The sequence below is a fragment of the Microbacterium sp. R1 genome (assembly GCF_015159725.1).
GTDB lineage: Bacteria > Actinomycetota > Actinomycetes > Actinomycetales > Microbacteriaceae > Microbacterium > Microbacterium oxydans.
Genome location: NZ_JADDUD010000001.1, coordinates 921,128 through 941,127 on the forward strand (window position 1 = coordinate 921,128; position 20,000 = coordinate 941,127).

The following is a 20,000-nucleotide window of genomic DNA, read 5'->3' on the forward strand; positions in this document are numbered from 1 at the left end:
AGGGGGAGAGATGGCCTGGGAGAACAACCGGCCTACCCACGTACCCACCGCCGTACGGGAAGCATGCCTCGCACGCGACGGCAACCAATGCACACAGACCCAACGCAACGGTCAACGATGCCCCGAAACCACACGCCTCGAAGCCGCACACATCGGCCAATGGCGAGAGGGCGAAGTAACCACAGTGCACATGGTCCGCACTCTCTGCCACTGGCACCACAACAGAGAGACCCAAGCTCAAGCCGCAACAGCACGAGCCAACACACCAAAACCCAACCTCGAACACCCACGCGAACAACACCCAGCACTCCGATAACCCCCGGCCGGACCCCCACCCACCCCCTCGCCACCGCGGGGAGGAGCTGTGGAAAATCCCGCGTACGAGTCTGGGGGATTTCGTGCTCCTGCCCGGAACGGGCATCCCGAAACGGGCTGGAGGCTCACATGGCTGGCAACGGTCCTGCCCCGAAGAATCCGAGCAAGCGGGCGCGCAAGAACGCTGATGTTGCGCCTGTCCGGTACATCACGCCGGCGCGTGCGGTCACTCAGCCGGATCTTCCGGAGTTCGAGGTGGAGATCCGGCCGAAGGATGGCGAGCCGTACATGGTGCCGTTCAACTGGCCGGATGCGACTCGTGGCTGGTGGGACATGCTCCAGCATCACCCGCTGGTGAACGAGTTCTTCGACACGGACTGGGCGTACCTGCTGGACACCGCGATGATCCATGCGGCGTTCTGGAAGGGCAACCTTTCGATGGCGGGCGAGCTGCGGTTGCGTGAGGCGAAGTACGGGTTCACGCCGGAAGATCGGGCCAAGCTTCGGATCTTCTCTGCTGCTGCGGTTGAGGGTGAGTCGAAGGCTACCCTCGGCGCGGTGAAGGTGTTGTCGGCGCGTGACCGCTATGGGGCGACGAAGCGACTGGAGGCGTAATGCCTTGGGTTGTCCGCGGTGAGCGTTAGAATGAGATAAACCCCGGCGAGGACGGCAATCCTCCCGGGGCATGACCGAGTTGTTAGGAGCAACCCGATATGTCTCATCGTACCTGTCGCGCGTGCGGCGCTGATATAGCCCACCGGCATAGCAAGGCCATCTTCTGCTCCCTCGCGTGCAGGAAGTGGGCGGCGAACGGGAACACCGAACCGCGCATCCGTGCGGTGGAATCGTGCCAGGTCTGCGGCGGATCACTTGATGGCAAGGTCATCACGGCAATCTACTGCTCGCGTAAGTGCAAGAACCGCGCGGTGCAAATGCGGCGCGTGCGAGATGATTCGGCGCGCTACCGCAGGGAGCGTGATCGCCGGATCGCCTATGCGACGGCGTACGCGAAAGCCAACCCGCACGTCGGGCAGGCCACGAAGCGCAAGAGGCGTGCTCTCTTGGCCGATGCTGGTATGTTTCAGTTCACGTCTAGGGACTGGATGCGGATGCAGCGTCGGTTCGGCGGGCGGTGCGCCTACTGTGGCGTGGTCGCCGTCGCTCTAACGATGGACCACGTTGTTCCTATCGTCCGCGGCGGAACACATTCAGCCGGAAACATCGTTCCCGCGTGCATGAGTTGCAACGTGCATAAGCAGGGGCGATTCATAACCGAATGGAAGTACGGCAGGAGCCGTCGAGTCGCGTAGGGGGTGATTTCCATCCCTTGGGCACCAGCATACGAAGGTGACTTTCCTACGCTTGGTTGGCACGTTGCCGATCAGATGGCGGAATATCTGGGTCGGCCTGATGCGGGCGACGACGAACAAGCAGATCCGTTTGTCGTGGTCCGTGAGCAGCAGGACTATCTCAATGAGCTCTACCGGCTCGACCCCGTGACTGGCAAGCGCGTGATCCACCGATCCGTGCTGATGCGCCCCCGTGGATGGGGTTAGCAAGTCTCCGTTCGTGGGCGGCATCATGATCGCCGAGGGGCTGTTTGACGTCGTTCCCGATGGTTGGGATGCGGACGGGCAGCCTGTTGGCAAGCCGTGGTCGTCCGTACGGACTCCGTATGTGGCGATTGCTGCGGTCACGGAGGAGCAGACCAAGAACACATGGGAGCCTCTGCTCGAGATGCTGCGCAACGGCAGCGCTCCCGACGAGTTCAACTGTGACCCGATGGACTCGTTCGTCGCGCTCGAGCGTGGACGCATCGCCCCCATCACCGCCTCGCCTCTATCGATCAAGGGATTCAAGGCCGTCGCGGCTTCGATGGATCAGACCGAGACGTGGCTGCGGTCGAACAGTGGCGTGAAGCTTGCGCAGACGCTCCGCAACAACGCGACGAAGCTTGGCGGGGTCACGATCGAGACACCGAACGCCTACACGCTCGGTGAACGGTCAGTGGCCGAGGCGTCGTTCGAGTTCTGGGACAAGATCAAGTCGGGCAAGCACCCGGCGTTGGAAGACGTGCAGTCGATCTACTTCGATCACCGCGTCACTCCCACGACGGACATCGGGGATCGGGAGTCACTGATCAAGGGCTTGCGCGTCGCCTACGGCGACTCGTCCAAGGATCCGCGTGGGTGCGTCCTGCACGACCCGCCGTGCGAACCAGGGTGGTCCGATCTCGAACGCATCGCTGACGACTTCCTGGACACGTCGAATGATCCGGCGCAGATGCGGGCAGACTTCCTCAACCAGGTCGACGCCGCTCGTGACGCATTCGTCACCGACCCCGAGCTGCGTGGTGTCATCGCCGACAAGGTGATCACGAAGAGCGAGCCGGTCACGCTCGGCTTCGACGGTTCCTCCGGTCGCAAACGCGGCATCGCTGACTCGACGGTCCTCGTCGGCTACTCGGTTACGCAGAAGCACCTGTTCAAGGTGGGCCTGTGGGAGCAGCCTGAGGGCCCGAAGGGCGACGGGTGGAAGCCATCCAAGCTCGAGATCGAGCAGGCAGTCGCTCAGGCGTTCAAGGACTACAACGTCGTCGGTTTCTACGCTGACCCCTCCGATGGGTGGGCCGGCGAGGTCAAGCAGTGGGAAGCCACGTACCATAAGCGGCTCAAGGCGAAGATGACCACGGCGGAGCCGATCCGGTGGGCACAGAAGAACGTGACACGCACCTGCGAGGTGTTCGAGCAGATGTACCAGTCGATTTCCAATAGGGAAATCACGTTCGATGGTCACCCCGACATGGTTCGCCACTTCCTCAATGCGCGACGCGATCCGCGGCGTGCTGGGTATGTGTTGAAGAAGCCGGATGACGACCAGGACTTCTCGAAGATCGACCTCACATGGGGGTCGATGATGGCTCTCGCCGCTGGGCTTGATGCTGTGGGCAAGGGCGTGAGCGGTGCGCGGAAGCGGGCTGCCCGTCGAATCAGGTAGGAGGTGGTCAAGTGACACCCGAGGAGTATCTACCGGTTCTGTTGGCGGCTCTTGGTGAGCGTCTGCCGGAAGTGAAGCTGTCACGGCGGTACGTGGACGGGGATGCGCCGCTGCCCGAGATGGGTGCGAACCTCCGCGAGTCGTGGGTTGCATTCCAGCGCAAGTCGCGCACGAACTTCGGTGGCCGAACCTGCGAGTCGCTCGCTGGCCGCATCATCCCGCTGGGAGTGCGGGTCGGTGACAACACTGGAGCCGCCGCTGAAGCAGCGCGACGTTACTACCGGGACAACCGTCTGGGGATCGTGTTCGCGGACGCCGCCTGGAATGCCCTGACGACGGGCTTCGGGTATCTGCTCACACAGGATGTCGGTAGGCGCGCTGTCACGACGAGCGAGCGTCCCGAGCAGATGATCACCATCGCTGACCCGCTGCAGCCCTGGCGTGCGATCGCCGGCGTGAAGGCATGGCGCGACAAGATCAAGGGCATCGACTATGCGACTGTCTGGGTTCCTGGGCTGGAGCAGCGCTTCACGCGCGGCGCCAAGACCGAATACGGTTCGTACCGCCGTCTCAACGCAGACGGGTGGGATCCGGGCGATCTCGTCGAGTACGAAGGCGGCGTCCCGATTCAGGTGCTCGAGAACCCGCATGGCGTCGGCGAGGTCACGCCTCACCGTGACGTGATTGATCGCATCAACCTTGGGAAGCTTCAGAGGTTGGTCACCGTCGCCATGCAGGCGTACAAGCAGCGTGTTGTCGAAGGTCTCCCTGAGCCCGATGAGGAAGATCCTGTCGACTACGGCAAGGTGTTCGACCCGGCGCCGGGTGCGATCTGGGATCTTCCCGAAGGCGCGAAGCTCACTGAGCTCTCTGACGGGTCTGCGGGCATCCAGGCGATGCTCCAGGGTGAAGAAGCGGACGTCCGCGAGTACTGCGGCGTCACCGGCACTCCGATGTCGAACTTCCTGTCCGACTCTCAGAATCAGTCGGCCGAGGGGGCGATGAACGCGAAGGAAGCGGAAATCTCGAAGGCGGAGAAGCGCATCGAGTTGTTCCGCCCCGCGTTCGAGGGATCGATTCTGGACGCCATGCGGGTCCAGAATGTCGATGCCGGCGAGACGATCGAAGTGGAGTTCGCTCCGACTGCTTTCGTCTCGTTCGGCGAACGGGCGCAGGCGGCAAACCTCGCCAAGACGGCGGGAATGCCCACGCGCTGGATCGCGCGCAACATCTGGGGCCAGTCGGCGGATCAGATCCGTGAGATCGAGACCGATATCGCGTTCGAGCAGCTGACGTTGTTCGGAGCAGCCGATGGTAACGCAGCGTAGCTATCAGCAGGCGGTCGAGCAGGTCAGGAACCGCCTGCTGGTGGCGTCCAATCGGCTCTGGTCCAACCTGGGTTCGTATCGGGACTCGGACATCGACCGTCTCGTGGCTCTCGTCGTCCCGCATGTGCAGGCCGGACAGATCCATATCGCCAACCTCACCGAGGCCTACTTCCAGGCGGTCGGTGCGCGGGCGGGGATCGACGTCCGGTATGTGACCGGCGGACGCGGTGTCCCCGCCGAAGAGGTCTATCGGCGTCCAGCCGCCACAGTGTATTCGGCCCTGGCCGACGACAAGCCGATGGCACTCGCGGTCGAAGAGGGAGCGACGCGGCTCGCGTCCCTGATCTCCACGGACATGCAGATGGCGAAGGTCAGGCAGGCGCAACGCTCGCTGGAGTCCGCCGGCATCACAGCGTTCGTCCGAGTGCTGACCGGGAACGAGAACTGTGCCCTGTGCGTCATCGCATCAACCCAGCGGTACCTCACCAGCGAACTGAGCCCGATACATCCTGGGTGTGATTGCTCCGTCGACCGCCTACCGCCTGGGTTCGACCCCGACCGGCAGATCGTCAACAGTGACCTGCTCGAGCTGACCCACGCGACCATCGAGCAGAAGCTCGGCGCCACCGATCGGGGAGCGCGCGATCTCGGCCTGGGCAAGACCATCCGAGACACACCGATCTCCGACTACACGGACCTGATCGTCACGCGCACCCACGGCGAGTACGGTCCGACTCTCGCATGGCGGGACGAGAAGTTCACCAGCAAGGCGCAGATCGAGGCGCTCCAGTAAACGACCGCACCGAGCGGTTCTGAGCCCTGCCGAACGGTGGGGCTATTTCTATACCCCGAAACGGGAGAGGAAGAGATGTCAGACATCACCGATGAGGAACTGGAACAGCAGCGTCCGGCCGACGACGCCCCCGAGTCTGAGTGGAAGAAGTACGCCCAGACGTGGGAGAAGCGCGCCAAGGCGAATGCCAAGGCCGCGCAGGGCGTGACTGCCGATGAGCTCGCAGAGCTTCGCGCGAAGGCGCAGAAGGCTCAGGACCTCGAAGACGCCCAGAAGTCCGACCTCGAGAAGGCGCAGGCTCGCGCCGAAGCTGCAGAAGCCAAGATCGCGGAACGCGAGAAGGCCGACGCGGCACGCGCTCTCGCGGATGAGGTGGCGAAGGAGAAGAGCGAGGGGCGCCAGACGCCGATCTCCGCTTCGATTCTTCGCGGCTCGACCCGCGAAGAGCTCGAAGCGCACGCCGACGAGATCTTGGCACTCCTCCCGGAGAAGCCGAAGGCCGCCACCGATGGAACCGGTGGACCCCGCGGCAGCGACATCGAAGAAGAAGAGGCCGACGCGAAGGACATCGCGGCCAACGTTCGCCTCTAGCTCTCCCGCCTCAACGTCCGTTGGTGGCGGCTATCCATACACAGAAAGGTGCTACCAATGGCACACATCTTTGAGAAGGCGGAGAAGATCGCGGGCGTCGCCCTCGGCATCCTCCAGCGGACCATCGTCCTCCCGAACCTGTTCTCGAACCGGTACGGGATCGCAGACTTCAAGGGAGCGAAGGGCGACGTCGTGAACGTCAAGCGCCCGGCGATCCTCGTCGCACAGGACGCGGGATTCCGTGACCGCAACCCGATCGTCTACCAGGATCTCGTGCAGTCGCGCATCCAGGTGAAGCTCTCCCGCTACCCGATCGTGCCTGTGCAGCTCTCCGACGAAGAGCTCACGCTCGACATCGAGAACTACTCGCAGGACGTCACCGTCCCGCAGGTGCGCGCACTCGTCGAAGACTTCGAGAACACGATCGCCGACACCCTCGGTGCGGCCAACTTCGTGCACGAGGTGAACTACACGCCCGGCGCCGATCCCCGAAAGATCGCGATCCAGGCGCGCAAGCTCCTCAACGACTCCAATGTCCCGGCGAGCGGCCGCTACTGGATCGTCGGATCCGAGGTGTCGGCAGAGATCGCGTCGTTCGACAAGCTCCTTGACGTTGACACCGCCGGCCTCCCCGAGGCCGTCCGCGAAGGTGTCGTCGGACGCCTGTCCAGTTTCACCATCGTGGAGTCGAACGCCCTGGACGGCGACGAGTCCTACTTCGTGCACAACTCGGCGCTGGCCCTCGCGTACGTCGCCCCGGCCGCACCGAAGGGCGCAACGTCCTCGGCCATCGCGATCGAAGGCGGACTCTCCGTCCGTCAGCTCTTCGACTACGACAGCGACACGCTGCACGACCGGTCGATCCTGGGCGTCTTCACCGGCGGATCGGTGGTCACGGACCCGCAGATCGGCGATGACGGTCTGGTCGTCCAGTCCGGCGGCGAGGTGCAGATGGAGTTCATCCGCGCGGTCAAGGTCAACTTCGGAGCCGCGAACACGGCCGAGTCGGACACCTGGACGCTGGCGAACACCGGAAGCGTCACGGGCGGAACGTTCACCCTCTCCGTTGACGGCGAGGCCACCGAACCGATCGCATTCGACGCGACCAACCCGGTGATCCGCGATGCGGTCAACGACCTGGATGGTGTGGCCGGCGCCAACGTCACCGGCACCACTACCAAGACGATCAACTTCCAGAAGACCGTCATCGTGACGGCCAACTCGGCGGCGATCACCGGCGGCGGTTCCAAGACCGTCACCAAGGTCTAAGTAACTCGCGAAGGGGTGAGGTCATGGCAGTAGTGCAGCTCGCATCCCAAGAGGATGTGGAGGCCGCGTTTGGTCGCGACCTCACCCCCGAAGAGGAAGAGCGAGTCGGGGCAATTCTGGACAAGGCGTCAGAGTTGTTCCGGCTCGCCTCCGGTCAGCAGTTCACACCCGGTCGATCCACGTCACGAATCAAGGTCAACGGCGGACGGGCATTCCTCCGACAGAAGCCGGTGACCGTGATCCACACGGTGACAGATGATCGCGGAGATGACGTCCCCTTCGAGCTCTCGCCGCGGTGGCTCACAGTCCCGCGGATCTCTCACGAATTCGTGAACGTGGACTACTCGCACGGCGGGGATGTTCCCGATCTCGTACGGCTCACGATCGCGGACGTCACACGCCAGGTGCTGAGCATCAACCCGAACGCTGCCGAAGGCGTGACCCAGTACTCGGCCACAACCGGTCCGTTCACCGACCAGTACACGTACGCGACGTGGGCACAGGGCGGCGCGACACGCCTCGCGCCGGACGACCTTGCCGTCGCACATTCCTTCCGCCTTCGCGTGCCGAACGTGTGGGTGCCATCATGAGGCCCATCAGCGAGTTCGTCGACCACGAGGCCTTCGAAGCAGGAGCGGTAGATGCGACGGGCAACGCTGTTGAAGCGTGGCTTCCCGCAGTAACAGTGGGCGTGTACGCCTTCGATCCCGGCTCGTCTTCTGAGCCGCGCGAAGGTAACGATCGAGTGATCGTCGAGCCCACGCTCTATATGCCCTTCTCCGTGGTGCTGGGTCATCGTGATGTCGTCTGGGCGCGAGGCAAGCGCTACGAGGTTGAGGGAGAGACCCGTGAATGGGTTCACCCGACCGATCCGACGCGTCGCGCGAACGTAGCAACTCTCCGAAGGGTGGACGGCTGATGGCTGACGTCCGGGTACAGATCAAGCTCCGTGGACTCAACACGCTGATGACTTCACCTGAAGCGATCGCGAAAGTCGTCGGTGCCGCGAACAAAATCCAGGCTGCTGTCGGCGAAGACTTCGAGGTCAAGGTGGTCCCGCACCGTTGGACAGCTCGAGCATACGTTCAACCCAAGAATGCCCGCGGAATGCGTGAGGAAGCTCGGAACAAGGTGCTTACTCGCGCGTTGAACGCCGCGAAGGAGTCCTGATGCCTGCCGTGGAGCTCCCCGACCTGCCCGTGATAGCTATCAACTTCATTCGTACGAAGACGTCCTGGACGGACGTGTCCACGAAGGTGAAGAACCCGCGGCCGGCGAAGTACGTTCAGGTCATCGACGGGGGTGGGCCAGCGAATCGTGTGTTCGTCGAAGCGCTTCTGACCGTCACAGTCGGTGCGATGTCAGCAGGCGGGGAGAACGGGGACACGATCGCTCGTCGTGAGGCGCGTCAGCTGCATCACGCGTTCCTCAATGACTCGTCTGAGATGCGACTAGTGCGCGGGGTGAAGTCGGTGTCGTCACCGTACTTCGATCCTGACCCCGATGACGGCTCCGATCGGTACTCGTTCACCATCCGGTGGAGGGTGCGAGGTGCCCGCGTCTGACCTGACCAACATTCGAGCCTCTGACAGCCCGTCAGGGGCTTTTTCTATGCCCTCTCGGGCGGAAGGAGGCCGTTCATGACGGTCAACAGCGAGCTGGCCCGGATCTGGGGCAGCGACAACAACTCAATCAGCCTCGCACCGATCGGTACGACCCTGCCGGCTGACCTCACCACCGCACTCAACGCGGCATTCGAGGATGTCGGCTGGATCCATTCGGACGGTCTCACCGAGGCGCTCACGGGATCCCCGGAGAAGATCCGCGGATGGCAGGGCAACGGCGTTGTCCGCACCCGCATGAACGAGCCCGGCACGACCGTGTCGTTCACCGCGCTCGAGACGAAGGGCCAGACGCAGGCACTCCGCTACCACGAGAAGAGCTTTTCGACCACGGCAGGCGTTCGCACTGCGAACCGTGGTGCTGGTCAGCGGATCTCGGCACGTGCCGCGGTGATCGACCTGTTCGACAGCGACGACGACGAGATCCGGATGCGCATCGTCATCCCGCGTCTCGAGATCGCGCCCAACGGTGATCTCGTCTACGCGAACTCGGACATTGCCGGCTACCCGTTCATCGGAGAGATCATCGGCGACTACACCGCGATCTCCACCGACCTCGAGGCCGAGTGATGGCGGGCCTCGAAGAAGGCGTGCTGTACCGGACTGACCGGAACGGGAATGTGAAGCGCGTGGAAGACACCAATTCGTCGAAGAAGTCTCGGAAGAAGTCGACGGCTGACGACAAGTCGGAGCCGGTCGCTTCCGACTGAAAAACCGGTGGCGGGTTCTGACCCCAGGCCCGCCACCCCTCAATCCATGGGGTCAATTCGTTTCACAGAATGGGGTCAACCATGGCAGCACCGAAGAAGCCGCAGGATCACAAGCCGAAGTCGCCGAAGGCGGAGAAGATCAAGATCTCCATCGGCGAAGGTGACGATGCTCGCGAGGTCGAGGGATTTCGCATCACCGTCAACGAGATCACGGTCGAGGTCGAGAAGGACGCTCTGAACGACTGGGAGTTCCTCGAGGACGTCGCCGACCTGCAGAACGGCGACGGTGCGAAGTCAGTATCGATGTCTCGCCGACTGTTCGGCGACCAGTACAACACCGTCAAGGAGAACTTCCGGGATGAGAAGACTGGGCGAGTGAGCTCGGCAGACTTCCAGGAGTTCGTGCAGGCGGTGCTCGAGGCCGTCCCAAACTCGTAACCCTTGTAGGGGCGCTCAACGAGCACGAAGATGCTCTGCGAGCGTCCCTGCAGGCCGTGTACGGGATTCGGCTATCCCAACACGACTACGGGGTACTCGAGCTAGCCGACTACGTGGCACACCTTCCTCCGGGCTGTGCACTATGGCGTGCTTCGGGCGGCCCGCTCGCATGGTCCGACGAAGTGCACATGCTCGCCCGTGTCGACTACGGCGTACGGGTGCTCGCATGGATGAAGACCGAGGACGGGTCCAAGGGGCGGAATGCTCCCAAGCCGGAAGAGCCTCCGACACCCGGTAATCAGGTCAAGGCAGAGGAAGCCCGTATGAACGCCCGCGCAGAAGCGTGGGCTGCGCGTCAAGAGCAGGTCAGAGCTCGGCCAGAGCCGACTTAATCGCGGCGCCGAGCGCGATGAACTCGGGCTCCTGCTTCTTGAGGAACAACACAGCATTCTCGTCGGCTGCGGCATCCAGTCCGCGGCCGCCCTTCTGGGTCTTGGACGAGATCTCACCGGGAACGGTGAACTGGATGAAGCCCGTCGTCATCAATGACACGGGCTTCATCTGCACCGCCGCAATCTGACGCAGCGGGATCGACTTCTCTCCGCGGCCGTGGCTGATGCGCGCCGCGAATCCCTCGCGCGTGATCGTGACGGTCTTGCCATCGAACGAAACGTGCCCATTGCGACCTTGAGCCGCGATCACCTCTGCCATGCCTTCATGATGACAGGCCGCAGCGGATCGCTCCACCTTTCTGGAGGTTCCCATGGCGAACGCAACCGAGATCGCCAACGCATATGTCGCACTCACTGTGCGCGCACCTGGGATCAAGCGAGAGACCGAGCAGATGCTTGGTTCGTCCGGCGTTGGCGGCGTCTTCGACCGGGCAGGAACTGATTTCGGGCAGCGGATGACGAGCTCGATCAACAAGGTGTTCAAGGTCGGGGCTCTCGCTCTCGGCGGCGCCCTTGCTGCCGGCATTGGAACGGCGCTCGTGAAGGGCTTTCAGCGCCTCGATGCCATTGACACTGCCCAGGCGAAGCTTCGAGGGCTTGGCCACGATGCGGGAAGCGTCACGACGATCATGCAGAACGCCCTTGCCTCCGTGAAGGGGACGGCGTTCGGTCTTGGCGACGCCGCGACTGTAGCCGCTCAGGCAGTAGCAGCTGGCATCAAGCCAGGTCAGAATCTCGAGGGAGTCCTGAAGACCGTTGCCAACGCTGCTGCGGCTGCGGGCACGGATCTTGGCGACATGGGTTCGATCTTCTCGAAGGCCATGACTCAGGCGAACGGCATCCAGAACGACGTGATCGGTCAGCTTGCCGACAAGGGCATCCCGATCTATCAGGAACTTGCGAAGGTGCTCGGCGTCACAGCCGGCGAGGTCTTCAAGCTGGCGTCAGACGGAAAGATCAATTTCGACCAGTTCGCACAGGCCGCGCAGGCCGCCACGGGCACTGTCGCATCCGAGATGGGTACGACGTGGTCGGGCATGTGGAACAACGCTCTAGCTGCGGCTGGTCGGTTCGGGGAGAAGCTCCTGAGCGGGGTGTTCCCACAGCTGAAAGGCGGACTTGGCAACCTGACGGGATGGCTCGATTCAGTCGGGCCTGCCGCCGAGGAGATGGGCGCCAAGCTGGGCGCTGTCATTTCCGCAGTGTTCCCGAAGCTCATCGACGGCTTCATGCTCGCGGGCGAGGTTGTCAGGGACGTCTTCGGATGGATGAAGGCGAATAGCGACTGGCTGGTTCCTGTAGCCGTTGCGCTTGGCACCTTCGTTGCCGGAATCTACGCATGGGTGACGGCCACGAACATCGCGAAAGCAGCCCAGATAGGACTCAACGCGGTCATGAGCGCGAACCCGATCATGCTCATCGTGACTGCGATCGCGGCTCTTGTTGCTGGGCTCGTGTGGTTCTTCACGCAGACAGAGCTGGGCAAGGACATCTGGGCGAACTTCACCCAGTTCCTCGGCGAGGCGTGGACGAACATCACTGGTTTCTTCACCTCTGCGTGGGAAGACGTGATCCAGCCTGTGTTCAAGGCGATCGGTGATATCGCGACGTGGCTCTACGAGAACGTGCTGAAGCCCGTCTTTGACGGCATCAGCACCGTTGTCGGTTTCGTCGCGGGCATGTTCAAGCTGCAGTTCGACCTGATCGTGAATGCGTTCCGTCTCGTGGGCGCGATCGCGAACTGGCTCTGGGTCAACGCCATCCAGCCGGCGTTCCAGGCTATCGGCGCAGTTGTGTCGTGGCTGTGGACGACGATCATCCAGCCGTACATCAACGGGTGGGCCACACTGTTCAAGTGGCTCTGGGAGACGGTCCTGTCGCCCGTCTTCGGCTTCATAGGTTCTGCCGTACAGGCGATCGGAGCCGCCTTCGACTGGCTTTTCAAGAACGTCGTGCAGCCCGTGTGGAGCGGCATCTCGAACGCGATCAAGTCCGCCTGGGACTGGATCAACACGTACGTGTTCACGCCATTCAAGATCGGCATCGATCTGATCGGCCAAGCGTTCGCGAACACGGCGAAGGCGATCGGGACCGCTTGGGAGGGCATCAAGAAGGCCGCCGCTGTTCCGATCAACTTCGTGCTCGACACAGTTTGGAACAACGGCCTTCGGTCCTTCTGGAACGACATGGTGGGCACGCTTGGGCTGAGTGACATGAAGCTCCCGAAGGCGCCGTTGGTGAAGTTCGCCTCTGGTGGTGTCATGCCTGGGTACACGCCCGGTCGTGACGTTCATCAGTTCTGGTCTCCGACTGCTGGTGGGCTCGCGCTCTCCGGTGGTGAGGCGATCATGCGCCCGGAGTTCACTCGACTCGTCGGTGGGCCTGCTGGGGTCGATGCCCTGAACACTGCCGCCCGCAACGGCAGGCTCCCGATCGGCGACGGGGAGGGGAACTTCTTCGGCGACGCTTGGGATGCGATCTCGAAGGCTGCGTCCGTGGCTTGGGAGTTCCTGAGCAACCCTGCGCAGGCGATCAAGTCGCACGTCATCGACGGGATCATCCGCCCGATGATGGGCGATCAGAACATCTTCGGCAAGACCGTTGGCGGGCTGGCTGAGAAGACCGTGATGGGCTTCGTGGACCTGTTCAAGCAGGCCGCTCCGAAGGGCGTCGGCACCAAGGGCATGGGCTGGGAAGCGATGTGGAACGTCGTCCGCAGCCAGGTTCCTGGTGCGGTGAAGACGTCCGACTTCCGTCCTGGCGCGAAAACCGTCAACGGCGGTCAGTCGTACCACTCCCTCGGGCGGGCGATCGATATCGTGCCGGCGTCTATGGCGACGTTCGATGCGGTCGCGAAGCTCTTCCCTAACGCGTCGGAGCTCATCTACACCCCTGCTGGAAACCGGCAGTTGCAGAACGGGAAGCCGTTCGCCGGGTGGTCCGATGCGGTGAAGAAGCAGCACTACAACCACGTGCACCTGGCGATGGCTTCGGGCGGTGTCGTTCCGAAGCTGTACGACCAGGGCGGGTGGCTCCCTCACGGGGGCATGGGGTTGAACCTCACCGGAAAGCCCGAGGCGGTACTGACTCCGGATGAGTCGGCCGCGTTGCGGGGTGGGCTCTCGGGCATCCGCCCGGGGGATCGCGTCGTGTTCGAAATTGAGGGGATGCCGCTCACGGCGGTGGCGAAGCGCGTGATAGGCGCGAAGTCGACTGCTGATGCTGTGGCGTTCTCGAGTGGAAGGACTTCGGCATGACTGTGGTTCTGACGCCTCGTTTCGACATGACGCCTGTTCCTCGTGTGGAGATGGTGGTTGAGTCGGCTGACATTCCTGCGGGGACGAACCGGGTCACGTTGTGGCGGGTAGCTGATGGGCGTGAGTTCAAGGTGCGCGGCGGGGTCGACCGCACGTTTACGGGTGGGTCTCCTCTGGAGGTCCGACGGAACGTGGATGTCGACCCCGCCGGCACCGGGACCTCGGCGCATTCGGCGTCGCAGTCGGGGGCTGGTTCTCCGACGTTTACGGCGACGTCAACGCTGGGAATGAACGTTGGCGGGATGGGCATAGACACGTTCGTGCGCGTGGAGGCGACGACGGCTTCGACCTACTTGGATGTTCGTGGCACCGCGACGAACAACGTGCTGAAGACCCCTCTGGGGCCAGACATCGCGGCATCCGCGTGGGTGCGCCCATCCTCGATCGCCGATCCCATCGGCAGGGTCTATATCCAGCAGTACAACTCGTCGAACACGTTGCTGGGCACGTCGGATATCGTCACCGGCTCGATCAGTAGTGGATGGAACCGGGTAGGTTTCTCCGTCCCACGTCTTGCCGGGGCTGTCCGTGCTGTTGCGATCTTCCGCATCGCCGGAACGGTGCCGGTGGGGGCGCGACTGGATGTCACGGGGTTCCTCACGGAGTCGGCAAACAGTGTCGGCCGGTGGTTCTCTGGCTCGTCCACGCCCTACCTGGGGTACGCGCCGTCATGGTTGAGTGCGGTGAACGCGAGCGCGTCGATCGAGTCGGCCGGCACCGGGTCGCTGTCGCTGATCGACTACGAACCTCCTCTGCGTGGATCGTTCACGTACGAGGCCGAGTGCTGGGCAGGGTCAGAGTCGAAGGGACGCGTCAGCATCGGCACGGTGACATCACCGTGGGTCGATGGCCCTGAGGTGGTGCTCGTGCAGCAGCCACTAGACCCCAACCTTTCGTTGGAAGTGCTGAACCTCTCCGGATCCTGGCCGTCATTGAGCCAGGAAGCTCCGGGCGAGCTCGTGTTCGCTGAGGGAGCCGCGCGGGGGACGTTCGTTGGGTTCGGGCCGCGCCGAGGGCTTTCAGGTGTGCAGATCGACTTCGGTGTCTCAAGTCGCGAGCAGGCGGCATCGTTGCGGGCCACCCTTGGAACGGAACGGCAACCGCAGCTCCCGATCTGGCTGATCCGGAGCACGGGGGAGTTCTTCCCGAAGGTGGTCTTCTGCGTCGTGAAGACCCTCGTCGAGGTAGATATCGACACCGCGATGGGTGACGGATGGTCGCGCTTCCAAGCGACTGTGACGGAGTGCGAACCACCCGCGCCGGCGCTCGTGATCGCAACGCTGTCCTACTCCGACCTCGATGCGGGGTATGCCTCGTACACGGCTCGAGATGCCGCCTACGCGTCGTATGACGCACAGGATCGCGACTACTCCCTGGCGGGGCTTGCTGGGTGAAACGGGGGTGCGGGATGCGTGATGTTTCCGCCCGCACCCTCGATCTCATCCGCAGCGGTGGTTTCTCTCGCGTCTGGGTCGCAGACCTGATGTATGACGGTCAACGTCGGCTCGCGAACCTGAACATCTCCGACCCGGACCTGTCCTGGGATGGGAACCAGTTCGTCGCGGGGTCTGGCTCCTGCACCGTGGTGTGGGCGGACGATCATGCTACGTCGATGATTCCGAAACAGGTGGGGGACTGGTTCTCGCCCTTCGGGTCCGAGCTCCAGATCGACTGTCTTGTGGGAGCGGGAGAGTTCTCCGAGCGCATTCCGATGGGTCGGTTCGTGATCGACTCCGTGCCGACGTCGGTCGAGTCGCAGATGCCGTGGGAAGGCCGGGTCATCCACCCGGGGGAGTCGTTCGAGCTGACGTTGAAAGACGGCTTGCAGCGGGTCATCCGTGACCGGTTCGCGGTGCCTACCCAGTCGGTGTCGACATCGGTATGGGGCGAGATCCAGGCAGTCACGGGTCTTCCCGTGGTCCGGAACATCGCAGACGCCGCGATCGCGACCCCCGTCACGCACGACGAGCAGAAGGATGCTGCCGTGTCGAAGCTGTTCGACCGGTTGGGCGCATGGCCGGCGTTGAACCCTTCCGGTGTTCTGACAGCCCGCCCGAAGGCATGGCCTGCTCCCGTCGACGACCTGACCGGGTATGTGTCCGCACCGCGCACGCTCACCGCAGAGAAGACGTACAACCGGGTCGTCGTCACCGGCAAGAGCCCCACCGGAGAACCGGTCTACGGCGTCGCCAGCGTCACGGATGGTTTCCTGCGGGTCGGGAACGCTGACGGGTCCGCGTCCCCGTTCGGTGTCGCCACATACACGTACTCGTCAGACTTCCTCACCACGACAAAGCAGTGCTACGACTACGCGGCCGAACTGCTCCCGCGGGTATCTCGAGTGCGCGGTGTGACGCGTGAGGTGACGGAGCGGTTCAACCCCTTGCGGGAGGTCGGCGACGTGTTGCGCTTCGAGGGATCACGAGTCCGGGTGCTCAAGGTGTCCCACGGCGATGCGACCACCCAGCTGACGGTGGAGGTGGCCGATGAATGACACCGATCGGCTCCTCGACCTGATCGCGAAGAAGTCGAAGGTCATCACCCGGGTGGGAACGTTCGCGGGTATCTCGGCCGGTCAAGCGCTCATCGACATCGACCAGTCCCGTTTCCCCGCCGCGTTCCTCACCGCCTACGTGCCGTCCGTGAACGAACCCGTCCACGTGTGGTCGGTCGATGGTTCCTGGTTTCTGCTCGGTCCCACGACGGGCCGGCCGGGAGTGGGGGTTGTGACGACGGTCGGTTCCGGGGTCGTGAACGTGACGACCGACTTCGGCGAGTTCTCGATGCCTTCGGTCGGCACGGCTCCCACCTCGGGGCAGACGGTCGGGATCTCGTGGCCCGGTCCGGTGTGCCTTGGTGCGCTGTCGGTTCAACCGGCGTCCCCGACGCCTCCTCCCACCCCTGGCGGGGGTGGCGCGACGGTGAAGGAAGCCACCTTCCGAGCCATCGATGCAGGCTCCACCGACAGGGGATCGACACGATGGTGGACCGCGCAGCCGTGGGCGTCGAACTCGACCTACGGGGCATGGTTCTACGGCACGCAGATCAAGGACACGATCCCTGCCGGTTCTCAGCTCGTGTCGATGGAGATGTTCGTCAACCGGGTGCAGGACCAAGGCTCCTCACCGAACTTCGCGCTCCACACCTCACCGGGGAAGGCGGGCGTTCCGGCGATGGGAAGCCTGTTCCCCTGGGATCCGCCGAACGGGTGGAACCCGGTACCGAACAATGCATGGTTCGCCGCGCTCATCGCGGGCGGCTCCTTCTACGGTGTCGGGCTCAACCAGGGCGGGTACTCGAAGTTCGCTTCCCTCGCTCAAGACGGCCTCTCTGGTGCGCTGCGCATCAAGTGGCGTTGAGCCTCCCTCTTCCGACGACTCTCGCGTGAGCTCAGCCGCGCGCCAACAGAAACGAGGTAGCTCATGGGCTACACCCTTGACGCTTACGGCAAGCCGGTTGTCTCCCCGACACCCACCCAGACCGTGGTCGACCTGCAGGCAATCGCCGACTTCGCGGCGTCGTTCGCCAACGTGCGAGTGGGCACAAGCACGGAACGTCAAACTCTGCCCGCCGCGAAGCACCGCAACGGCATGCTGTGGGTGGAGACGGACACCGGCCGCATCTATCGGTCGAAGGACGCCGCCTGGGTTCTCGCAGCGCCCGGAACTGACTGGGTGACCCTGACTCCCGCATCCGGGTGGGCGGTCAGCAGCGGGGCGATCCGCTACCGGCTCACGCCGGGCAGTGCGGAGATCTCCGCGTTCGAGGTCACCCGCACAGGATCCAACCTCGCTGTGAACGCCGGCGCCGCAGTCGTCGTCGGAGTCCTCCCCGCAGGTGTGCGCCCACCCGGCAACGCACCCCTGGGCTCCGGGACGATCGGTGTCGGCGGGAACCTCGGCGCGTCCCGCTGGTACGTCGGCTCAGACGGAAGCATCTTCTTCCAGTCGATGGTCGTCAACGGCACCATGACGACCGCTGGCGGTGTCGCCAACCACGCCTTCTTCGGCACCGGCCGATTCGAGTTCTAGGAGTCGACATGGGCGGCACATTCAGCACGACCGACATCGGTCACGGCCGTGGATGGCTCGAGGCCGAAGCAGCGAAGAGTCAGGCGCGGATCGACCGTGTTCTCGGGCATCCGCAGCAGATCACCGAAGCCGGTCGATCGTGGGAGCAGCAGAACGCGCACTGGCTCACGTTCCTGAAGTACGGGAAGCCGATCGCGCTGCACCCGGACACCCCGAGCGTGCACCAGAAGGGGCGCGCGAAGGACACCGACGAGCGCAACGTCGCCCTGATGAACGAGCACGGGTGGTTCCAGACGGTCTATCGCACCGTCAACGGTCGCCGAACGCTCGTCGAACCTTGGCACTTCGAGTACTTCCCGGAGCGCGACAAGCACCGCAACGACCCGACGCCAGCCGGCGAATCGACCAGAACACCTATGGAGGAGGACGACATGCTCGCACTCAGGATCAATGCCGGTACGCGGGGAGAGCATCTGTGCACTCTCGCGCCCGGCGTGTTCAGCCACATGATCGGGGCTGACAACCCCGAGTGGATCAAGAACGTCGTCCGCGCTGACGACGCGTGGGCGGATGTACCCCTCGACAGGCTCCCCGCGCTCCTGCACCGCTTCGGATGCGACCTGCACATCTGGGACATTCGCAACGGAAAGTTCGTCGTCCTCAACCCGCTGACCGGCCAGGCGACAGAAGGCGGCATGTGGTCCGCCGTCAACGCGGGCCGCGCCGGCATCGAGCAGGTCAGGATCACGTCGGAGGAGACGGCCGCATACATCGCAGGCTTGCCGAGCTGATGTCTGAGGAGCTGCCGCCCTCCCTGTTCAACATCCTGCGCGGCGACCTCCGCGACACCCGGTCAGAGATCAACGGACGGCTCGACGGCCTCGCACGCGACATGGTCACCTCGGCGATGCTCGCGCAGGTGCAGGCGAACCAGAAAGAACGCGACGACCGGCAGGACGCTCGCATTCGTGCCCTCGAGACGGATGCCGACGACCGCGAGAAGGAACAACGCCGCATCGCGGAGGAACAGCGCAAGGGCAAGGCCCAGCAGTTCTTCTCGATCGGTCTCGCCGCTTTCGGTTCCGTGCTCGCGATCATCGGCGGCGTTGTCACGTGGACCGTCACATCTGGACTGCAACAGCTTGTAGGAGGCTCCCCGTGAACATCTCTACCAAGGCGTGGACGGTCGCGTACAAGATCATGGGCGCAGCGATCGTCCTCATGGTGCTCGGAGCGATCGTGCTGGTGTCGCTGAACAACGCGCAGCTCCGTGCTGAGAACCAAGACATGTATGCCGATCTGCAGGCGTCGCAGGAGAACGCGCAGAGCCTGTACGAGCAACTGCTCGCGGAAGGCGTCGAGCCGGAAGGCGAACCGCCCGCCGAGGTCGCGCCCGGCCCAGCAGGACAGAAGGGCGACCGCGGTCTACCCGGTCAGGACGGCGAGGACGGCACCGACTCGACAGTGCCAGGGCCAACGGGTGCGCCCGGCCGCGACGGACAGGACTCGACCGTCCCTGGCCCAGCCGGCGCCCAAGGCCGCGACGGGAAGGACTCCACGGTCCCCGGCCCTGCCGGGCCTGCTGGACCCGCTGGCAAGGACGGCGCAGATTCAACCACCCCCGGCCCGCAAGGCGAACAAGGTCCAGCCGGACCTGCTGGCGCTGATGGTCGCGGTATCGAGTCGCTGTACTGCGACGACACCACGGGCCGCTGGACCGTCACCTACACCGATTCCACGACCGCAGATGCGGGCGTGTGCAGGACACCACTCATCGAAGGAGTAACCCCATGACTGACCCCATCATCCCCGCCGCGACGAAGCTCGCCGCGAAGCGAGGTTTCATCCGCACCGCCACCCAGTCGCTCGCGTCGGTGATCCCGATCGCAGCGATCACGATCCCCACAACTGGTGATGCCCTTCTCGGTGTCGGCCTCGCTGCGGCTGGCGCGGTCGCCACGGCGGTTCTCGCTGGTGCCGCGTCCGCGCTTTCGATCGTGTCGAACGGCATCCCGAAGGACTACGCCGACGTGACGCTGGTGCGCCAGGCCGTACTGGACGCCCCCGAAGCTGAGGCCTCCGTCGAGATGGCCGTGCAGCGAGTCACTCTCCGCCGCGACCGGAAGCGAGGCTGACC

Annotated in this window: 24 protein-coding genes; 23 read left to right on the plus strand and 1 reads right to left on the minus strand. The window is 63.9% G+C overall.

Annotated features, from left to right (window positions below):
• Positions 1-444: 444 nt before the first annotated feature.
• The 14 genes from ILP86_RS04650 to ILP86_RS20005 all read left to right on the plus strand — a co-directional run bounded on the left by ILP86_RS04650 (position 445) and on the right by ILP86_RS20005 (position 10,455).
• A complete protein-coding gene (locus tag ILP86_RS04650; protein ID WP_193761469.1) occupies positions 445-930 on the plus strand; it encodes a hypothetical protein in 486 nt (161 codons plus the stop codon).
• A gap of 494 nt (positions 931-1,424) precedes the next feature.
• A complete protein-coding gene (locus tag ILP86_RS20000) occupies positions 1,425-1,625 on the plus strand; it encodes an HNH endonuclease signature motif containing protein (RefSeq protein ID WP_227751056.1) in 201 nt (66 codons plus the stop codon).
• Positions 1,626-1,884: 259 nt separating this feature from the next.
• Positions 1,885-3,312, plus strand: coding sequence for a hypothetical protein (locus tag ILP86_RS04660; RefSeq protein ID WP_227750909.1), 1,428 nt, complete (start codon positions 1,885-1,887; stop codon positions 3,310-3,312).
• Positions 3,313-3,323: 11 nt separating this feature from the next.
• Complete coding sequence (locus ILP86_RS04665) at positions 3,324-4,640, plus strand: phage portal protein (protein ID WP_193761471.1); 1,317 nt, start codon at positions 3,324-3,326, stop codon at positions 4,638-4,640.
• Positions 4,624-5,433 (plus strand): hypothetical protein, encoded by an 810-nt coding sequence (locus ILP86_RS04670; RefSeq protein ID WP_193761472.1) that lies wholly within the window; start codon positions 4,624-4,626, stop codon positions 5,431-5,433. Before ILP86_RS04665 ends, ILP86_RS04670 begins: the two co-directional genes overlap by 17 nt.
• Positions 5,434-5,508: 75 nt before the next feature.
• Positions 5,509-6,024, plus strand: a complete 516-nt coding sequence (locus tag ILP86_RS04675; protein WP_193761473.1) for a hypothetical protein — start codon at positions 5,509-5,511, stop codon at positions 6,022-6,024.
• A 57-nt stretch (positions 6,025-6,081) separates the two neighbouring features.
• Positions 6,082-7,293: a P22 phage major capsid protein family protein gene (locus ILP86_RS04680; protein WP_193761474.1), complete on the plus strand. Its 1,212-nt coding sequence runs from the start codon at positions 6,082-6,084 to the stop codon at positions 7,291-7,293.
• 23 nt (positions 7,294-7,316) lie between these two features.
• Entirely contained in the window at positions 7,317-7,883 is a 567-nt protein-coding gene (locus ILP86_RS04685; protein WP_193761475.1) for a hypothetical protein, read from the plus strand.
• Complete coding sequence (locus ILP86_RS04690; RefSeq protein ID WP_193761476.1) at positions 7,880-8,212, plus strand: hypothetical protein; 333 nt, start codon at positions 7,880-7,882, stop codon at positions 8,210-8,212. Before ILP86_RS04685 ends, ILP86_RS04690 begins: the two co-directional genes overlap by 4 nt.
• The gene (locus ILP86_RS04695) at positions 8,212-8,463 is read left to right on the plus strand and encodes a hypothetical protein (protein WP_193761477.1); all 252 of its coding nucleotides are present in this window, start codon (positions 8,212-8,214) and stop codon (positions 8,461-8,463) included. The genes ILP86_RS04690 and ILP86_RS04695 overlap by 1 nt, the downstream gene beginning before the upstream one ends.
• Entirely contained in the window at positions 8,463-8,858 is a 396-nt protein-coding gene (locus ILP86_RS04700; protein ID WP_193761478.1) for a hypothetical protein, read from the plus strand. The genes ILP86_RS04695 and ILP86_RS04700 overlap by 1 nt, the downstream gene beginning before the upstream one ends.
• Before the next feature lie 75 nt (positions 8,859-8,933).
• Complete coding sequence (locus ILP86_RS04705; RefSeq protein WP_193761479.1) at positions 8,934-9,485, plus strand: hypothetical protein; 552 nt, start codon at positions 8,934-8,936, stop codon at positions 9,483-9,485.
• A 221-nt stretch (positions 9,486-9,706) separates the two neighbouring features.
• Entirely contained in the window at positions 9,707-10,063 is a 357-nt protein-coding gene (locus ILP86_RS04710; protein ID WP_193761480.1) for a hypothetical protein, read from the plus strand.
• A 182-nt stretch (positions 10,064-10,245) separates the two neighbouring features.
• Positions 10,246-10,455 (plus strand): DUF5361 domain-containing protein, encoded by a 210-nt coding sequence (locus ILP86_RS20005; protein ID WP_374706392.1) that lies wholly within the window; start codon positions 10,246-10,248, stop codon positions 10,453-10,455.
• On the opposite strand, the gene ILP86_RS04715 is transcribed toward ILP86_RS20005, so the two are convergent.
• Entirely contained in the window at positions 10,430-10,774 is a 345-nt protein-coding gene (locus ILP86_RS04715) for a DUF4429 domain-containing protein (RefSeq protein ID WP_193761481.1), read from the minus strand. The two genes, ILP86_RS20005 and ILP86_RS04715, sit on opposite strands and share 26 nt — an antisense overlap.
• A gap of 52 nt (positions 10,775-10,826) precedes the next feature.
• On the opposite strand from ILP86_RS04715, the gene ILP86_RS04720 reads away from it, so the two are divergent.
• The 9 genes from ILP86_RS04720 to ILP86_RS04760 all read left to right on the plus strand — a co-directional run bounded on the left by ILP86_RS04720 (position 10,827) and on the right by ILP86_RS04760 (position 19,998).
• Complete coding sequence (locus tag ILP86_RS04720) at positions 10,827-13,772, plus strand: tape measure protein (protein ID WP_193761482.1); 2,946 nt, start codon at positions 10,827-10,829, stop codon at positions 13,770-13,772.
• A 302-nt stretch (positions 13,773-14,074) separates the two neighbouring features.
• Complete coding sequence (locus tag ILP86_RS04725) at positions 14,075-15,226, plus strand: hypothetical protein (protein WP_193761483.1); 1,152 nt, start codon at positions 14,075-14,077, stop codon at positions 15,224-15,226.
• Between the two features lie 14 nt (positions 15,227-15,240).
• Positions 15,241-16,326: a hypothetical protein gene (locus ILP86_RS04730; RefSeq protein WP_193761484.1), complete on the plus strand. Its 1,086-nt coding sequence runs from the start codon at positions 15,241-15,243 to the stop codon at positions 16,324-16,326.
• Positions 16,319-17,191, plus strand: coding sequence for a hypothetical protein (locus tag ILP86_RS04735; protein ID WP_193761485.1), 873 nt, complete (start codon positions 16,319-16,321; stop codon positions 17,189-17,191). The genes ILP86_RS04730 and ILP86_RS04735 overlap by 8 nt, the downstream gene beginning before the upstream one ends.
• Positions 17,192-17,254: 63 nt before the next feature.
• Positions 17,255-17,863: a hypothetical protein gene (locus ILP86_RS04740; protein WP_193761486.1), complete on the plus strand. Its 609-nt coding sequence runs from the start codon at positions 17,255-17,257 to the stop codon at positions 17,861-17,863.
• A gap of 8 nt (positions 17,864-17,871) precedes the next feature.
• Positions 17,872-18,654 carry a hypothetical protein gene (locus ILP86_RS04745; RefSeq protein WP_193761487.1) on the plus strand — a complete coding sequence of 261 codons (783 nt, stop codon included), beginning with the start codon at positions 17,872-17,874 and terminating at the stop codon, positions 18,652-18,654.
• Positions 18,654-19,025 carry a hypothetical protein gene (locus ILP86_RS04750; protein ID WP_193761488.1) on the plus strand — a complete coding sequence of 124 codons (372 nt, stop codon included), beginning with the start codon at positions 18,654-18,656 and terminating at the stop codon, positions 19,023-19,025. Before ILP86_RS04745 ends, ILP86_RS04750 begins: the two co-directional genes overlap by 1 nt.
• Positions 19,022-19,657 (plus strand): collagen-like protein, encoded by a 636-nt coding sequence (locus ILP86_RS04755; protein ID WP_193761489.1) that lies wholly within the window; start codon positions 19,022-19,024, stop codon positions 19,655-19,657. The genes ILP86_RS04750 and ILP86_RS04755 overlap by 4 nt, the downstream gene beginning before the upstream one ends.
• Complete coding sequence (locus ILP86_RS04760; protein WP_193761490.1) at positions 19,654-19,998, plus strand: hypothetical protein; 345 nt, start codon at positions 19,654-19,656, stop codon at positions 19,996-19,998. The genes ILP86_RS04755 and ILP86_RS04760 overlap by 4 nt, the downstream gene beginning before the upstream one ends.
• The last annotated feature ends 2 nt before the right edge of the window (positions 19,999-20,000 follow it).

What these genes read in the sequence shown, in the direction of transcription:
- ILP86_RS04650 (WP_193761469.1), top strand. Translation starts at nt 445, where the DNA reads ATGGCTGGCAACGGTCCTGCCCCGAAGAATCCGAGCAAGCGGGCGCGC.
- ILP86_RS20000 (WP_227751056.1), top strand. Translation starts at nt 1,425, where the DNA reads ATGCAGCGTCGGTTCGGCGGGCGGTGCGCCTACTGTGGCGTGGTCGCC.
- ILP86_RS04670 (WP_193761472.1), top strand. Translation starts at nt 4,624, where the DNA reads ATGGTAACGCAGCGTAGCTATCAGCAGGCGGTCGAGCAGGTCAGGAAC.
- ILP86_RS04675 (WP_193761473.1), top strand. Translation starts at nt 5,509, where the DNA reads ATGTCAGACATCACCGATGAGGAACTGGAACAGCAGCGTCCGGCCGAC.
- ILP86_RS04680 (WP_193761474.1), top strand. Translation starts at nt 6,082, where the DNA reads ATGGCACACATCTTTGAGAAGGCGGAGAAGATCGCGGGCGTCGCCCTC.
- ILP86_RS04685 (WP_193761475.1), top strand. Translation starts at nt 7,317, where the DNA reads ATGGCAGTAGTGCAGCTCGCATCCCAAGAGGATGTGGAGGCCGCGTTT.
- ILP86_RS04690 (WP_193761476.1), top strand. Translation starts at nt 7,880, where the DNA reads ATGAGGCCCATCAGCGAGTTCGTCGACCACGAGGCCTTCGAAGCAGGA.
- ILP86_RS04695 (WP_193761477.1), top strand. Translation starts at nt 8,212, where the DNA reads ATGGCTGACGTCCGGGTACAGATCAAGCTCCGTGGACTCAACACGCTG.
- ILP86_RS04700 (WP_193761478.1), top strand. Translation starts at nt 8,463, where the DNA reads ATGCCTGCCGTGGAGCTCCCCGACCTGCCCGTGATAGCTATCAACTTC.
- ILP86_RS04705 (WP_193761479.1), top strand. Translation starts at nt 8,934, where the DNA reads ATGACGGTCAACAGCGAGCTGGCCCGGATCTGGGGCAGCGACAACAAC.
- ILP86_RS04710 (WP_193761480.1), top strand. Translation starts at nt 9,707, where the DNA reads ATGGCAGCACCGAAGAAGCCGCAGGATCACAAGCCGAAGTCGCCGAAG.
- ILP86_RS04715 (WP_193761481.1), bottom strand. Translation starts at nt 10,774, where the DNA reads ATGGCAGAGGTGATCGCGGCTCAAGGTCGCAATGGGCACGTTTCGTTC.
- ILP86_RS04720 (WP_193761482.1), top strand. Translation starts at nt 10,827, where the DNA reads ATGGCGAACGCAACCGAGATCGCCAACGCATATGTCGCACTCACTGTG.
- ILP86_RS04725 (WP_193761483.1), top strand. Translation starts at nt 14,075, where the DNA reads ATGGGCATAGACACGTTCGTGCGCGTGGAGGCGACGACGGCTTCGACC.
- ILP86_RS04730 (WP_193761484.1), top strand. Translation starts at nt 15,241, where the DNA reads ATGCGTGATGTTTCCGCCCGCACCCTCGATCTCATCCGCAGCGGTGGT.
- ILP86_RS04735 (WP_193761485.1), top strand. Translation starts at nt 16,319, where the DNA reads ATGAATGACACCGATCGGCTCCTCGACCTGATCGCGAAGAAGTCGAAG.
- ILP86_RS04740 (WP_193761486.1), top strand. Translation starts at nt 17,255, where the DNA reads ATGGGCTACACCCTTGACGCTTACGGCAAGCCGGTTGTCTCCCCGACA.
- ILP86_RS04745 (WP_193761487.1), top strand. Translation starts at nt 17,872, where the DNA reads ATGGGCGGCACATTCAGCACGACCGACATCGGTCACGGCCGTGGATGG.
- ILP86_RS04750 (WP_193761488.1), top strand. Translation starts at nt 18,654, where the DNA reads ATGTCTGAGGAGCTGCCGCCCTCCCTGTTCAACATCCTGCGCGGCGAC.
- ILP86_RS04760 (WP_193761490.1), top strand. Translation starts at nt 19,654, where the DNA reads ATGACTGACCCCATCATCCCCGCCGCGACGAAGCTCGCCGCGAAGCGA.